10 protein-coding genes are annotated in these 15,976 nt (G+C 42.2%); all 10 read right to left on the bottom strand.

Annotation, left to right across the window (positions count from 1 at the left end; genetic code table 11):
* Window positions 1-9: 9 nt before the first annotated feature.
* Window positions 10-747: a hypothetical protein gene (locus ACO1R6_RS14065; RefSeq protein ID WP_486265518.1), complete on the bottom strand. Its 738-nt coding sequence runs from the start codon at window positions 745-747 to the stop codon at window positions 10-12.
* A gap of 367 nt (window positions 748-1,114) precedes the next feature.
* The gene (locus tag ACO1R6_RS14060; protein ID WP_486265517.1) at window positions 1,115-2,566 is read right to left on the bottom strand and encodes a SusD/RagB family nutrient-binding outer membrane lipoprotein; all 1,452 of its coding nucleotides are present in this window, start codon (window positions 2,564-2,566) and stop codon (window positions 1,115-1,117) included.
* Between the two features lie 14 nt (window positions 2,567-2,580).
* Window positions 2,581-5,721: a SusC/RagA family TonB-linked outer membrane protein gene (locus ACO1R6_RS14055; RefSeq protein WP_486265516.1), complete on the bottom strand. Its 3,141-nt coding sequence runs from the start codon at window positions 5,719-5,721 to the stop codon at window positions 2,581-2,583.
* A gap of 508 nt (window positions 5,722-6,229) precedes the next feature.
* The gene (locus ACO1R6_RS14050) at window positions 6,230-6,769 is read right to left on the bottom strand and encodes a lipid-binding protein (protein WP_486265515.1); all 540 of its coding nucleotides are present in this window, start codon (window positions 6,767-6,769) and stop codon (window positions 6,230-6,232) included.
* 26 nt (window positions 6,770-6,795) lie between these two features.
* Window positions 6,796-8,325, bottom strand: a complete 1,530-nt coding sequence (locus ACO1R6_RS14045) for a SusD/RagB family nutrient-binding outer membrane lipoprotein (protein WP_486265514.1) — start codon at window positions 8,323-8,325, stop codon at window positions 6,796-6,798.
* A 15-nt stretch (window positions 8,326-8,340) separates the two neighbouring features.
* Complete coding sequence (locus ACO1R6_RS14040) at window positions 8,341-11,556, bottom strand: SusC/RagA family TonB-linked outer membrane protein (RefSeq protein WP_486265513.1); 3,216 nt, start codon at window positions 11,554-11,556, stop codon at window positions 8,341-8,343.
* A 649-nt stretch (window positions 11,557-12,205) separates the two neighbouring features.
* Window positions 12,206-13,283 (bottom strand): peptide chain release factor 2 gene (gene prfB / locus ACO1R6_RS14035; RefSeq protein ID WP_486265512.1). Its coding sequence is split into 2 segments (ribosomal slippage): window positions 12,206-13,231 and window positions 13,233-13,283, totalling 1,077 coding nucleotides; the frame shifts between segments, so codons are not numbered across the junction.
* 152 nt (window positions 13,284-13,435) lie between these two features.
* On the bottom strand, window positions 13,436-14,500 hold the full coding sequence (locus ACO1R6_RS14030) for a branched-chain amino acid aminotransferase (RefSeq protein WP_486265511.1): 1,065 nt from the start codon (window positions 14,498-14,500) through the stop codon (window positions 13,436-13,438).
* Window positions 14,501-14,597: 97 nt separating this feature from the next.
* On the bottom strand, window positions 14,598-15,146 hold the full coding sequence (locus tag ACO1R6_RS14025; RefSeq protein ID WP_486265510.1) for a cob(I)yrinic acid a,c-diamide adenosyltransferase: 549 nt from the start codon (window positions 15,144-15,146) through the stop codon (window positions 14,598-14,600).
* Between the two features lie 46 nt (window positions 15,147-15,192).
* Window positions 15,193-15,909, bottom strand: coding sequence for an ABC transporter ATP-binding protein (locus ACO1R6_RS14020; protein ID WP_486265509.1), 717 nt, complete (start codon window positions 15,907-15,909; stop codon window positions 15,193-15,195).
* Window positions 15,910-15,976: the final 67 nt, after the last annotated feature.

Raw genomic sequence — 15,976 nt, 5'->3', positions numbered from 1 at the left:
GGTATGGCGCTACAGGCTGGTATAGTATTGGGTTAATTTTAAAATAGCTTCTTGCCGGTTGGTCTTAAAATTTAGTTTATTTTCTTTGGCGTATTTTCTTAAAACTGTCTTTTTATCGCTAAATACCAGGAGCAAGCCCTTCATATTTTTAACTTCATAAAAGTTGTTTTTTTGCCAGATATAAAAGTAATCTTTAGCAGAATATTTAGCGATAATTCCCCCCAGCCTGGTTTCTTTTTGCAGGCTCTTTGTTTTTTTAGAGATAACTTTTAACTGGTTGTTATAAAGCAGCTCGTAAAAGCCGGTTTTTAAACCCGAGGCCGCTAAATCTGATTTTTCGAGGCGAATAAACTTTTGCTGGTTGTAAGTAAAATATTTAATTTTTTCGGGTATAAGCTGCAGCCGTGGGGTAGTGCTGGGTTCAATAATTACCTGGTCTTTAAAAATATCATACAATAAATATACCTGCTCGTATAAATCCCCGTCGTAATAAATATTGCCTTCTACCGGCGTAGTAGATTTAAAGAACTGATGACCAATGATATCAACGTAATTATGATCGTTGGTCAGGTATTCGGTTCCATTTAATAAATGAGATTCTAAATTCTCTTTACTGTTATAAATATTTACAAGCGCCTTAGCTGCATTGGCTTTAGCGGTGGTATCGGCGTTTAAGCCAAACCCGCTAGCTTTATATATTACACCCATCAGCATAAACGCCAATATTGGCCCTTTACCTATTATCATATAAGTGTTTGGTTTTAAAGCAATATAATATTTTAATCCGGATGGTTTTAAACTTAGCGCGTGTATAAACTTAAAATTGAGAATAAATATTCTTTTATAAGACATTTTAAATAAAGAAAATAAGGAAACGGCTTGCCCTTAATCATGGGCCCCAAAAAGAATCTAACCGGTTACTTGTGGGTAAGTTCCTTTCAGCATGGTTCCTGAAGATAGGTTAAGCTAAATTGATACCTGCCCTGGTTTAAAATTACTTTAAAGTTTTAGTAAATATTAAAATTGCCGGAGCCAGGTTTATCTAAAGCTTAATTTTTGCAGCATAAAAAAGACAGGTGTAAACCTGTCTTTTTTATCTGAATTTAAAACCAAGTTATTGGGCATCCCACCAAACGGGTACTTTTAGGTTAGGTAAGCCAATAGGTAATCCGGCCGGTATGTTTTCGGCGTTGTACTGTCTTTCAGATGATGGTACCGGTAAACGCAACGGTATAATATCTAAAACCGCGCCTTCGTTTAAAGGCAATTCCGGGAAACCAGTTCTTCTGAAATCGTTGTACGGCTCTAGTTGTAAGTAATTGGCAATATATTTTTGGGTAATTATTTGCCGGTAAGCATTATTGCCGGTAAGCGTATTGGCCGCCTGGTAATTGCTTACATCGGTGCCGGTGAGGCCATACATATCCATCGAAATTTCAATGCCTTTGTTGTAGGCATCGGTTACGGCGGGGGTAATATTTTTGCCGGCCTTTAAATATTCGGCCTCTGCCCGGATAAAGTGCGTTTCGGCCGGAATATACAAGTACAAAGGCGCATCGGCGGCGCTGTAAAAAGAAGCAATTTGGGAAGCGTTGGTTTCTGGTGACGGCAAAGCCGAAACATTGGTTACGCCTACATATTTACCAGAGTTAGGGCCTGTGGTAGCTTTGGTAGCCTGAAAAGCAATTCTAGGATCGTTCATGCTTTCTAACATGGCAATGTAAAATTCAGAAGGCCGATCGGCGGTAGACCATTTACCATCAATGGCGTATTGGAACCAGGGATTTTCGGCACCGGCCGCTTTTAAATAAACAAAAGTTGGCATATCGGCATTGCTTTCTATGGCACCGGCTGCTAAGGACTGCAAGGCTTTTTCGGCTTGGGTAACTGCATTGTACCCAGGGGCATTGGTTAACCTTAAATGAAATCTGGCTTTAAGAGAATTAGCTAATTTTGTCCATTTAGCCATATCACCACCGTAAATCAAATCGTCGGCACCTGGTTTGGTAACGTTGGCCATACCGGCTTCAACAATGGCCTCGTCTAACAAAGTTTGTAGGCCTTTATAAATGTCTTCTTGTTTATCGTAAGCAGGTTTAAAAATTCCTTCGGTGCCTTTGGCCGCTTGCGAAAAAGGTACGTCGCCAAACAGATCAGTCAGGTACGACATGTTCCAGGCAATAATAATTTTAGCAATGGCGCTATACCCCGGATTACCATTTTCATTCGCCTGTTTAATTAGCACTTGAGAGGTATTCATCACATCGGTGTAAGCCGAGTACGTCCAGAAGTTGTTTACGTCGTTTTCGTCGATGTCGTAATTACCTTCGTGGGGAGCAGCCGTGGCCGAGGCCAAATGTTTAGTCCATAAAACTACGTTCCGAACCGGATCGCCGCCCAACACTTCAAAAGCAAAAGTTGCTTCAATACCGGTAAGCATTAAAGCTTCTGAAACCTCGGTGGGGGCGTTGGGGTCATTGTTTATATCGAAGAATTCTTTCTCGCAGCTGTAAAAGGTAGAGGAGAAAAGAACGAATAAGCCTATTATAAAACTTCTCTTTTTCATGTTGTTTAATATTTTTAGAATCTAACATTAACACCAAAGGTTACACCTTTTGTAGAGGGTGTTACTGCATGATAAAAGCCTTGCGCATTGGTATTGCCTAACAGGTTGCCTTCGGGATCGCCGTACGAGAAGTCGGTTTTGCGCCACAGGTTACGGCCGGTTACACTAAAGCCCACGCCTTCAAAAGGAGTTTTGGCCAGCAGGGCCTTTGGCAAATTGTACGATAGGGTAACTTCTCTTAACTTGGTAAAGCTGCCATCTTCCACAAAAAACTCATCTACCGAAGAATAGTAGTTCATAAAATAAGTCTGGGTTTGTTTTACCGGGGTGGTATTAACCGTACCGTCTTCTCTTACGCCTTCCCAGATTTTATTTGTGTTTCGGACTTCTGTTGCCTTGGCTGTACCGTAGTAAGTGGTGTAAAATAAATCCATGTTAAAAATATCCCCTCCCTGGCGGGTATCAAACTGCACCGCCAAAGACAAGCCTTTGTAGGCTAAGGTATTTCTTAAGCCGCCGGTCCAGTTGGGTGTAGTATTGCCAATAGCGCCTAAAGCATCGTCAACTACCGGTAAACCATCTTCGTCGATGAGCACCTGGCCGTTTTCGTTACGGGCTAGTTTAGAACCCCAAATTACGCCGTAGCCAAAGTCTTTATCGGCCCGGATTTGCGGACTGGTAAAACCTCCTAAAAAAATATTATCTACTCCTTCGGCAATAGAAACCAGTTTGTAGCGGTTGCGGGCGTAATTTACTTGCACATCCCAGGAGAAGGCGCTGGTTTTAACCGGCGAAGCGGTAAGCGTTAATTCAATTCCTTTATTAGAAATTTCGCCGGCGTTTACGACTCGTTCGGCAAAGCCACTCGAACCGGCTATTTCCTGGCTTAAAATCTGGTTTTTACTAACCTTATCGTAATAGGCCGCATCTATACCAACCCGGTTATTTAAAAACCGGAAATCGCCGCCAATTTCTTTTTCGGTTACCAGCTCGTGTACCAGTTGGTTATTGGCTAAGCGATTGCTGTAAAGAAACGCGTTGCGGCTATTAAATGGGAAAATTATGGTACCCCTGGTGCCATCGCTGGGGCTGGCCTGGCTAAAAGTTTGGTTGGTATAATAAGGCGGGGCATCGTTACCGGCCTGGGCCCAGGATACACGTATTTTACCATAAGGAAAATATTTGGTATTGGCCAAACCCAATATTTCGGTAAATACAAACCCGACCGAAGCCGAGGGGTAAAAGAACGAATTTTGATTAATGGGCAGGGTAGAGGACCAGTCGTTACGCCCGGTAACGTTAAAGAATAAATAATTTTTATAATCTAAACTTAAGCTGCTGTACAAACCTACCAACCGTCTTTCTTCGTCGGCTTGGTAAGCCTGCACGCTTTCGGTATTGGTAATATCAAAATAGCCTGGTATGCTTAAGTTTAAACCCCGGATAGTACGGCTGTTGTATTTTCTTACATTTATGTTATGGCCAATTAAACCGGTAAATCTTAGGTTTTCATTAATGTCGTAATTAGCTGTTAAGAGTAAATCATTATTAATTTGCGAACGCTTTAATAAAGTTTCGTACATGCGACCATTGGGTACACTCCGGGTACCAATATTTACTTCTTCACGCAGTTCATCGGTATAATAATCTAAACCGGTCCGGTTAGTCAGTTTTAGCCAAGATAAAAGCTGCACGCCAATTTCATTCGAAACAATAAACCGATCGATATTGCTGAAGTTACCATTATTTTGAGCTAACCAGAAAGGGTTGTTAAAACCGGTTGAGCTAAAAGAAGGGTTTTGGTTGCCCGGTAATTCAAAATACCTTTCAATGTTGTAACTTACCGGCGTAAAGTTGAGGCTGTATAAGTAAGAACGCTCGCCGTTACCTTCCGGTAAACGCTGGTTGTTAGAAGCAATGTAGTTTACCGAAGAATTAATATCTACTTTATCGGAGATCTGAGACGTAAACGCTGCTTTCAGGCTATGTCTTTTAAAGGTATTGTTGGGTACAATTCCTTCCTGGTTCAGATTGGCATAAGAAAATAAATAAGTAGATTTTTCGCCGCCGCCACTCACCGAAGCCGCGTGGTTCCATACTTTACCAGTTCGGTAAAACTGCTCTCTGGGGTCGTATATTTGCGGTCGTCCACCTAAATCGGTCAGAACTTTCTGGCTTACCGAATCGATGTGAGGGCCCCAACTGGTAGAACCCTGGGTAGGGGCATTGGCCGCGGTATTTTCGGTGTAACCTCCTTGCCCAATGGGTAAACCGTTGCGGAACAAACCATTTAAGCCTTGTAAATATTTATTCTGAAAACCGTCGATAATGGCATCGTCGTAAGCCAAACTCGAAGAAAGGGTTACCCGGGGGTATTTGCGGTTAACACTTTTTTCGCCTCTTTTGGTGGTAATTAATATTACCCCGTTGGCACCCCGCGAGCCGTAAAGTGCCGTAGCCGAGGCCCCTTTTAATACGGTTACATTCTGGATAATGCTGGGATCGATATCTATGGCCCGGTTACCGCCTAAACCATTAAATAAAGCACTTTCGGTATTTTCGGTTAAACCGCGATTGGTTGAGTTATCGATAGGAATACCATCTACTACAAACAAAGGTTGATTTTCGCCGGTAAGGGAAGTATTGCCCCGAATAACAATGCGGGACGATGAACCAGCCTGTCCGCCGGAATTGTTTATTTGCACCCCGGCTACTTTACCCTGCAAAGAGTTTACAATGTTGGTTTCGCGACTGGTTAAAATAGCCTGTGGATCTACGTTCTGAGCTGCGTAGCCTAAAGTCCTTTTTTCCCTTTCTACCCCCAACGCAGTAACCACCACTTCGTTTAGTTGCTGGGCATCGGCAGATAAACTAACATTTAGGGTGGTGGCATTGCCAATGGTTCTTTCTAAAGTGGTATACCCAATAAAGCTAAATACCAAGGTAGTGCCCCCGGCCGGTACGTTAATGGAATAATTACCAGATGCATCGGTAGCAGTACCAGATTGGGTGCCTTTTACTAAAACGGTTACACCTGGCAAGCCTTCGTTGTTTGTAATATCGGTTACCCTGCCGGTTATTGTTCTGTTCTGGGCCGTAGCTTCCTGCCAAAGCGCGAGTAACAAGAAAAAACTAAAAAGTAGAATTTTCTTCATGTGATTATAGGTTTGGATTAAAAATTAGACGAAAATTTGTAAAGGAACTTTAACCATTAAAAGTAAATGATAAACTTTTAACCGTTTAGCAGAGGCGTATCAACTGTAATATTTCTTGTGCCAACTGTAAATTTTACTTTATGAATTGGAATAAATGGGTAGTAGTTGTAACGCAGTTTAGTAAAAGCAGAAATTTGGCCTTTAGCTCTTTATCTGGCAAGGAAAAGTAATACGGCATTATCACATATTTTTTGGTTAGAAGTTTGCCGGAGCCGGGTTAGCGAATATTTTATTACTTGGGGAATTTCCAGGCAAATATTATTAGCCACAAACTTCATTCACCAAAACGTTAAGGTAAATAATCGCATATGATATTAGCGGAAGTCTGAATTTTGAAAATAATCCGGTTTTTACCAGTGGGTTTTAGATTAAAGAAGAAGCTGTCTTGAAAGATAAGGCATAAAAAAAGCCTGCAATTAGCAGGCTTTTTTACTAAGATTAAAGCAGATTAATATTCATCTTCAGCCCACGCTGTTCTGCGGTGACCGGCAATAATATAAGTTGCATTGTCGAAAGTAGATGAATACCGGACATAAATACTATCGGCCATTACACCACTTGGCTGTTTAGAAGAAGCTAACATTACCTTACCTTCTTGTATGGTAAAGGTCTTACCGCCTTTTCCAGTAGCAGTATTAGGAATATCAGTTCCCGAAATAGTAAGGGCGTTTACATCAACGGTAGCTTTACCCAAAATAGCTGCTGCCTGGGTAGTACCTAAACGTAACCAAGCTAAGTTATTTACATTATCGGCTGTATTATAAGTACGAAAAGCAAACAAAGTGCCTAAAGCATTTGTGGCCGTAGCACCTACTGCCGGACCCATAGTGGCACCATTGTTAGTGGTAGTATAAACGTGGGTTAACCACTCGCCAGCAATCGGATAAACAGCCGTAGTTTCAACTTCTTGGTCAGGCAAAGTTTCGCAGCTTAAAGATGCAAATGCGAGTAGCCCCAGGAATGCAAATTTTATAGATTTTAATTTCATTTTTAATTATTTAATAATATCAAGAATTATTTATGCCACCACATTTTGGTATAAATTGCCTCAGGAGCTGGTGTGTTAGTGTTATAATCTCTTGAGATTTTTGGGTAAGGCAGTCTTCTTGGTATTTGACCGGCTGGTAGTATACTGTTTGGAGAAATAGTATAATTACCCAGTACATAAGAAGCACTGGTTGTAGTTGTACCAGCAGGGCTAACTCTTGGGTAACCGGTTCTGTTTTGATCAAAGAAAGAATCCCAAGCTTGTGAGCGAACCGCAGCTAACCATTTTTGAGTAATAATTTGCTCTAGCATTTGTTCCTGCGTAGCGCCGGTATTAAAGGCATATTTGCCACCTGGCGCTAAGAATGAAGAAGCAGAAGCACTTAATCCCCATCTGGCAAAAGCTCTGGTAACCGCATCATCGTAGTTAGCTTTAGCAGAGGCTACGTTCGGAGAAGATTTTCTGGCAAAGAATTCAGCTTTCAGGAAAGCAACCTCGGCTGCCGACATAAAATATACAGCATCAGTAGGAGCTAAACGGGCACCAGATGTATTGGCATTAGGAATAGTTGGCGCTACTAAATAATTACCTTGCTCCAGACCTGAGAATCTGGGCTGGGATGGGTCACCTGCATGAGCATCGGTTGGTAGAAAAAATACTTCAATCCGGGGGTCATTGTTGGCTTGTAAATACTTAAGTAAAGTATTGCTGGCCCGCAGGTTATTATTAGTATTTAGCTTACGGTTATTTTGCTCAAACAACGGATTAGATTTGTTTTCAGCATCAATAAATATTGGCGTTTTAGAGGCTGGGTCAGTAGCATCAGAACCAACTTTCGCATCTACAGTTAACAAATCGTTTTCGTTGATAAGAGCTTCAATAGCTGCTTGATTGGCCACAAAATCGCGCATTAATATTTTTAATTTAAGCGATTTGGCAAATTTTACCCAGTTATTAACATTACCCTGAAAAACATAGTCAGAAGCGCCCATAGATGGTAAGCCTTCAGCCTGTGCTTTCTTAGAAATAGCATCATCAAGTTTAGCAATAATAATGGCATTGGCTTCTTTGTTTTGCACAAAAACCGGACTCTCAGTAGTTTCTAATTGTAAACCTTCTTCAATCGGAATAGCACCATAGAAATCGTTCAGAACATGGTAGTCAAAAGCCGACATTACTTCGGCAGCAATATAGTATTGCCAGCTACCAGAAGTACTTGCCTTTTGCTGAATTACCTGCAAATCTTTTAAACCACCAGCCCATAAATTGGTCCAGATACCATTGTAGTCAGCAGCGGTTATGTTGTACTGCTCAAAGGTACGGTATTGGCTGGAGTTGTTGTTTTGCGTATAATGCTGAGACCAGATGCTGCCAAAAAGCTGCATATCGCCGCCAACTTTAGCCGCCGACCACATAATACCGGATGGTAATAATAGGTTAGGCTCGGCATTGGGTAAATTATTCGGACTATCGTTTATGTCGAGGAGGTTGTCGCAGGCAGTAAATGAAAATAAGAGCCCCAACAACAGAGAAGCAAAAAATTTATTTCGTTTCATTTTTAATTATATACTTTAGAATGTAACTCTTAAACTAACACCGTAGTTCCGCATAGTTGGGAAGGCAGCAAACTCACCCAATTCAGAAGAAATATCGTTACCATAGTTGGTAGCTTCTGGGTCAACAAAGTTGTTAGATTTAGGAGTAAATAATAAAAGGTTCCGGCCAATCAGGCTAACTGAAGCCCCAGACATCTTAAATTTAGAAACCAGGCTGGCCGGCAGGTTATAAGATAATACTACTTCGCGCAACTTAACATAGTCTCTGTCTAAAACAAAATTATGGAATCTGGCAGGAGAAGCAGTACTCCAGTAGTTATATACGCTGGTATAAGGTACTGGAATATCGTTTTCAACGTAAGTAACCTCTCCACCCGGCGTTGTAGCTGGTATCTCTTTTACTGAGTTTGGTACTACAAATGGCTGGCGGTAGTTGTAAGCGGTTTCGGTAGAGTTACCAACAAAGTTATTTAATTGCTTGGTGTAAGAATAAAACTGACCACCTTTACGCCAATCAACCACGGCATTTAAAGAGAATCCTTTGTAGGTAAAACCATTAGAAAAGCCCATGATAAAATCAGGGTTAGAGGTGCCTACAGTTTCTTTTAAAACAGGATCAGTAGCTTCTACACCATTTGATTGAACAATGATTTTACCTTGCATTGGACCAGATTCTACTCTTCTGAAAGCAGGTACTTTAAAGGTGCCTAAAGGTTGACCAACTTCAGCTAAATAATCAACTGAATATACGTTGGTAATTAAGAATTCTTTAGCATCGCCGTACAAAGACAATACCTCGCTTCTGTTTCTGGTAAAGTTGGTGGCAAACTCCCACTGGAAATTATCAGTTTTTACCGGAATTAAAGATAAACGAGCTTCAATACCCCGGTTAGCAATATTACCAATGTTTCTGGTTTGGGTAGTAAAGCCGGTTTCTGGAGCAACGCTGGCACTAACAATCTGGTCTTTGGTTTGTCTGTCGTAGTAAGAGAAATCTAAACCAACGCGGCTGTTAAACCAGCGGGTATCTAAACCGAGTTCCCACTCACGGGTAATTTCTGGTTTCAGGGTTTGGTTACCTTGGTTATTACTTTGGGTTTGTCCGGCAACACCACCAACTGGTAAGTAAATATTACCAAAGCCTAAGCTTATTTGAGTAGCTGGGTAAGTACTGTTAACCAGGTAAGGAGCGGCATCATTACCGGTTTTACCCCAAGCTGCTCTAACTTTTAAAAAGCTTAATCTGTCGGTTTGGAAAGAAGGTAACATCTCAGATAACACCAAAGATGTATTAGCACCCCAGTAGAAATAGCTATTATTAGCGCTTGGTAAAGTAGATGACCAGTCGTTACGTAAAGAAAGGTTAACGAACCAGTAATCTCTGAAACCAAAATCTACGTTACCAAAAGCAGCCAGTAAGGCTCGCTCATTTTTAATTGATTCAGTAACCGGTGTACCGCTGGTGTTTTGCAAGCTATACCATTCTGGCACGTTTAAACCCGTAACATAAGAGGTTAAAGTATTAAAACTTCTGGCGTTATAGTTACCCCCAACTACACCTCCTAAAGTAATATCTGAGGTAAGGTTGTGACTGGTTTGTAACAACAAACTCATATCTAATTGTTGGTCTCTTCTGCTGGTTTCGCCGTAACGGCCCGGAACATCAGTTTGGCCACCCAGTTTACCGTAGCTGCCAGGGGTATAGGTAATACGGGCACCCTGATCAAAGAATCTGGCGTTGTTGAAGTCGCCACCAATCCGGGCAATAGCTTTAGTGCCTTTTAATACTTCGTAACCTAATTCTACTTTACCAAATACCCGGTCTTCCTGCATAGAAGTTTTGTTATTGTTTATAACAAAGTAGGGGTTTTCGGCATAAACAGTAAAGTAATTATCGGGGGTGTTGTAAGGATTATTTAAATCTTTTAACTGGCTGATAGGAACATCAACCGGAATTTGTTGAATTTCCTGGAATACAGTAGCCCCACCGTCGCTCGTTCCCTGACCGGTGAAGATCGCACTTAAATCTCTTCTGGTGTAGCTAATGTTGTAGTCAGAAGTAAACTTGCCGTAGTTAGAGTTACCGCGGAAAGAGAAATTATTACGGCTGTATTTATCTACATCAGTTGGTACAGCACCATTTTGGGTTGAATTGGCATAAGAGAAAGCAAATGAATTGTTTTGTCCACCACCCGATACAGTTACGGCATTCTGCACATCAGAGCCGGTTTCAAAGAAACCTCTGGCATTGTCTTTTACATAAGAAAATGGTTTAGTCCGTGGCTCTCCGTTTATTTCGGCTCCCCATGACCGTACAACCCCATCTAACCTTGGACCCCAGGAACCATTTTCGTGCGGGTCATAAAATGGCCAGCCTTGTCCGAAAACATTTTGGGTTTGTACCGTACGCAGTACATTGCTGGCCGTATAAGAACCAGAATATGTAACCCGGATTCTATCGTTCAGTTTACCTCTTTTAGTAGTAATCATTACTACCCCGTGGGCAGCCCGCGAACCATAAAGCGCCGTTGCCGAAGCACCTTTTAATATAGTAACTGATTCAACATCTTCCGGGTTAATGTCGTTGGCCTGGTTACCAAAGTCTACCGCTCTGGTAGATTGGTTTACGTTGCTACCAGTATTGGCATTGTTGTAGTTAATGTTGTTAATAGGCACACCATCTACTACATACAACGGGTTGTTACCACCAGTAAAAGAAGAGACCCCTCTGATAATTACTTTGGTAGAAGCACCTGGCGAACCAGAACCCGAAATAGCAACACCCGGTACTTTACCCTGGATACCGCTCATAACGTTATTCGGACGGGCTTGGGTAACATCTTCGGCCTTAATAGTACTAGCGGCATAGCCTAGAGTTTTTTCTTCACGGGCAATACCCAAGGCTGTTACCACCACTTCGTTTAGTTGTTTGGCGTCCAGGGGCATAGCCACATTAATAGAAGTCGCATTGCCAATGGTCCGCTCCATGGTAGTATAGCCAATAAAGCTAAACGTGAGTGTGGTTCCGGTTGCCGGAACAGAAATAGTGTAATTACCGGTAGCATCGGTAGATGTACCAATTTGTGTGCCTTTAACCAATACCGTCACGCCGGGTAAGCCTTCATTATTGGTGGCATCCGTCACTTTTCCGGTAATGGTTCTATCCTGCGCCAAGGCTTCTTTGGCAAGCCCCAACAAGAGAATAAAACAGAAAACTAAAAGTTTCTTCATGTTTGTTTGTTGTTTTAATTAATTTGAATAAATACAAATTTATAAGTAAATTTTAAATAAAACTTAATATAAAGCTCTTTATTATAAAGATTTTATATATTTCTTAATATATTCTTAGCAATGATTTAATATATAATATTTGAATTTAATATATTGTTGGTAATCAATAAGTTTAAGTTTTTGGTGAGTGTTAATAGAAATAATAAAGGTGTGGGTGTTCGCTAGTTTGTCCGTTCAATAACCGGCCTTACAGTGGGTCTGGTAAAGAAATTGCTTCGGGAAGTACGAAGAAAATTAGCTTGAAGAATAATGTAAAGGTTTTACCATAGAATAGAACTTGTTAATTAGTACGGGTTTATACGTTCAGTAAGAAATCTGGTTTACCAGCAGAAGTAAGGATTTGAGTTTTATAAGTCTTAAATAAAATAGTTGCTATTATAGCATTAAAATTTAAAAACAAGAATCGTATACAGGTAAGTTGTAAACATTTTTCATCTGATTTTTGTACCAAAATTAAATTCTTGTTTTCACCCTAGGTACGGGTTAGTTAAATATAATTTTATTCTCTTTTTTTAAATAAGAAAGCCTGGGCTGGTTTATTATACTTAAACCAGCCCAGGCTTTCTTATCTATTAGCCATAAATAGCGCTTAATTCTGCATCAGAAAGGCTTTGATATAATCGTCAATGTCGCCATCCAGCACGTTTTGTACATCAGATCTTTCTAACCCGGTACGCAAATCTTTTACTAGTTTATATGGGTGCAATACGTAATTGCGAATTTGGGAACCAAAGTCGATGCGTTTTTTGGTGCTTTCGAGCTTGTCGCGTTCTTCGTTGCGTTTATCTATTTCTATCTGGTATAGGCGGGAGCGTAGCATATTAATGGCGTGCTCTTTGTTCATGAGCTGCGATCGTTCTATCTGACATTCGATCACAATGCCTGAAGGCTTGTGCTTTAAGCGAACGGCCGTTTCTACTTTATTTACGTTCTGCCCGCCGGCACCACCCGACCGAAAAGTATCCCACTCAATATCGGCCATATTGATTTCAATGTTTATGGTATCATCTACGAGGGGGTACGCAAACACTGAGGCAAAAGAAGTATGGCGACGGCCACCCGAGTCGAACGGTGAAATACGAACTAATCGGTGCACGCCAATTTCAGATTTAAGGTAACCATAGGCAAAGTCCCCGGTAATTTCCAGGGTAGCTGATTTTATACCTGCGCCGTCACCGGCCTGGTAACTAAGCTGCCGAACGCCATATTTTTGTTTTTCGGCCCACATAATATACATGCGCATCAGCATCTCGGCCCAATCCTGGCTTTCGGTACCGCCCGCCCCGGGATTTATTTCCAAAACAGCGCTTAACTGGTCTTCTTCGTTGCTGAGCATACGCTTAAACTCCAATTTTTCAATGGCTGCTTCGGCTTTGGCAAATTCTTTCTGAATATCTTCTTCTGATACATCGCCTTCTTTGTAAAAATCGAACAGCACCTCAAATTCATCTACTGCGGCGGCAACTTCTTCAAATTGGTCGGTCCAGACTTTTACGCCTTTAATTTCTTTCAGCAGGATTTCCGCTTTTTTAGAATCGTCCCAGAAACCGGGCTGGGTGGTTATGGCTTCTTTATCGGCTACTTCTTCTTTCTTGGCATCGTAGTCAAAGATACCTCCTCAAAGCCTCGGTACGGCTTTTTAAATCTTTTACTTGTTCGTTGGTCATTTTAAAGTTTTAAGTAATAAGTTTTCGATTGAAATGGATAATATATACTTACAGATAGATTCCTGTAAAAAGCAAAAGTTGTAAGCAATAAACCCGATAGCCTAAGCCATTCCAGGGCCTTATTACTTACAACTTATTACTTATAACTTAGTCTAAACTTTTACTATCCAGCCGTGCGTATCGGCTGCTTTGCCGGTCCGGATGTCGTTTAGTTCCTGACCCAGGGCCGGCGAATATTTGCGTTCGGCTACTGGAGGCAATTCATAATCGGTGCCACGGTAACCAATGGTAACAATGTGCGAAATAACCGCCGCTGTGCCACAGCCAAAGGCTTCCTGCAAGGTGCCGTTCTGGGCCGCAGTAATTACTTCGGCTACTGAAACTTTACGTTCTTCTACCGGTATGCCCTGGTCTTTGGCCAACTGAATAATGGTATCGCGGGTAACGCCCGCCAGGATAGAGGTACTCAGGGCCGGGGTAATAAGCGTATCGTTTATAATAAACATCAGGTTCATGGTGCCTGATTCTTCAAAATATTCGTGGGTTTTACCATCGGTCCAGAGTAACTGGTGGTAGCCTTCTTCGGCCGCTTTTTTGGCTGGGTACAATGAGCCGGCGTAATTACCGGCTGCTTTGGCAAAGCCAAATCCGCCTTCTACCGACCGGGCAAACGTTTCTTCTACTTTAACGCGCAACGGCATAGAATAATAAGCATTTACCGGGCAGGTAATAATGGCAAAGCGGTACGTATCTGAAGGTTTTACACCTAAAAATTCGCCGGTTGCAAACATAAAGGGCCGGATGTACAACGAACTGCCGGGGTTAGCCGGAATCCAGTTGGCATCGAGGCGCAGTAATTCTTTCAGACCGTCAATAAAAACTTCTTCAGGAAAATCCGGCATACACAAGCGTTCGGCCGATAGGTTTAACCGGCGCAGGTTGGCTTCGGGCCGGAAAATAATTATTTCGCCATCTTCGTTTTTGTAAGCTTTCAGGCCTTCAAAAATAGCCTGGCCGTAGTGTAATGCCGGGTTAGCCGGACTTACGGTAAAATCGCCGAAAGGTACAATGGTAGGGGTTTGCCATTCGCCGTTTACAAAATCGGCAACAAACATGTGGTCCGAAAAGGTTTGGCCAAACTCCAGTGTCTCGAAATTAACTTGGGCTAACCGAGAATTATTTGTTTTTTGAATATTTATGGTTTGCGTCGAAAACATAGCAAAGGTATTTTAATTACAAAAAAGTATAAATATTTCTGCCTAAAGGCAATCAGGGCAAAATTAATATTTTTATTCTAAAAGACTACAGTAGTGGTTACAACCGTGGGCGCCAGGGAATTTCTTCGGCTCCTAGTTCATTGGCCATTTTCCGGCTCAGCACAAATAAATAATCCGATAATCGGTTTAAATAAATAATTATTAAATCTTCTACAAAAGATTCTTCCTGCAGGCTAATAACCAAACGCTCGGCGCGCCGGCAAACGCACCGGGCCACGTGGCAAAACGAAACCGACTGGTGCCCCCCGGGTAATACGAAAACTTTTAGGGGCGGGATTTGATTATCCATTAAATCCATTTCCTGCTCCAGGCGGGTAATATCTTCGGCGTGTAAGTCGGGTAGTTTACGGGCTGGTTTCTCGGGGTCAGAGGCCAAAGATGCCCCAATGGTAAACAGCCGGTCCTGAATGTCGCGTAAAAGTTCGCGCCGGCCGGTATTAACCGGTTGGTCGCTTACCAGGCCAATATAGGAATTGAGTTCGTCTACGGTGCCGTACGAATCTATGCGCAAGGCCGATTTTCTGACCCGGGTGCCACCAATAAGGGAGGTAAGGCCTTTATCGCCGGTTCTGGTGTATATTTTCATAAGCTGATGCGGGGCGTTCGTTAATTCTGTTTTGCCCCAAGTGCGGTTAAACAGTTACCCTGTGCGAGGTAACTTCGGTGTTAATATTATCAGATTCAATCAGTCCGTCGCGCAGCCGGATAATACGATGGGCATATTTGGCAATATCTTCTTCGTGGGTTACCATAATAATGGTGTTGCCTTTGGCGTAGAGGTTCTCAAATAAATCCATAATCTCGTACGAGGTTTTGGTGTCGAGGTTACCCGTGGGCTCATCGGCCAGAATAATGCTGGGGTCATTTACCAGGGCGCGGGCAATAGCTACGCGTTGCCGTTGTCCGCCCGAAAGCTCGTTGGGTTTGTGTTTGGCGCGCTCGGCCAGGCCCACACTTTCTAATACGTGCATCGCTTTTTCGGTACGGGCCGATTTGCCGTAACCGGCGTATACCAGGGGCAAGGCTACATTTTCGAGCGCCGACGAACGGGGCAAAAGATTAAACGTCTGAAAAACAAAACCAATTTCCTTGTTACGCACTTCGGCCAACTCGTTATCGGTCATGTTGCTCACATCTTTGTTGTTCAGAATATATTGGCCGCCCGAAGGCGTATCGAGGCACCCGATAATATTCATAAGCGTAGATTTGCCCGAACCGGAAGGTCCCATAAAAGCAACGTATTCGCCTTTTGCTACTGCAATAGATACACTCCGGAGCGCATGTATGGTTTCGCTGCCCATCCGGTACATGCGCGAAAGATCTATTGTTTGAATGATTGTAGGGCCCATATAAATAGCAGTTTTGGCTTACAAAATGCAATTTACAGGTTAGTTTCGAAAGTTAAAATTTAAACCA

It is taken from the genome of Adhaeribacter sp., assembly GCF_057359045.1.
The sequence above is the reverse complement of the archived record's forward strand: the minus strand, read 5'-3'. Positions and strand labels throughout refer to the sequence as shown.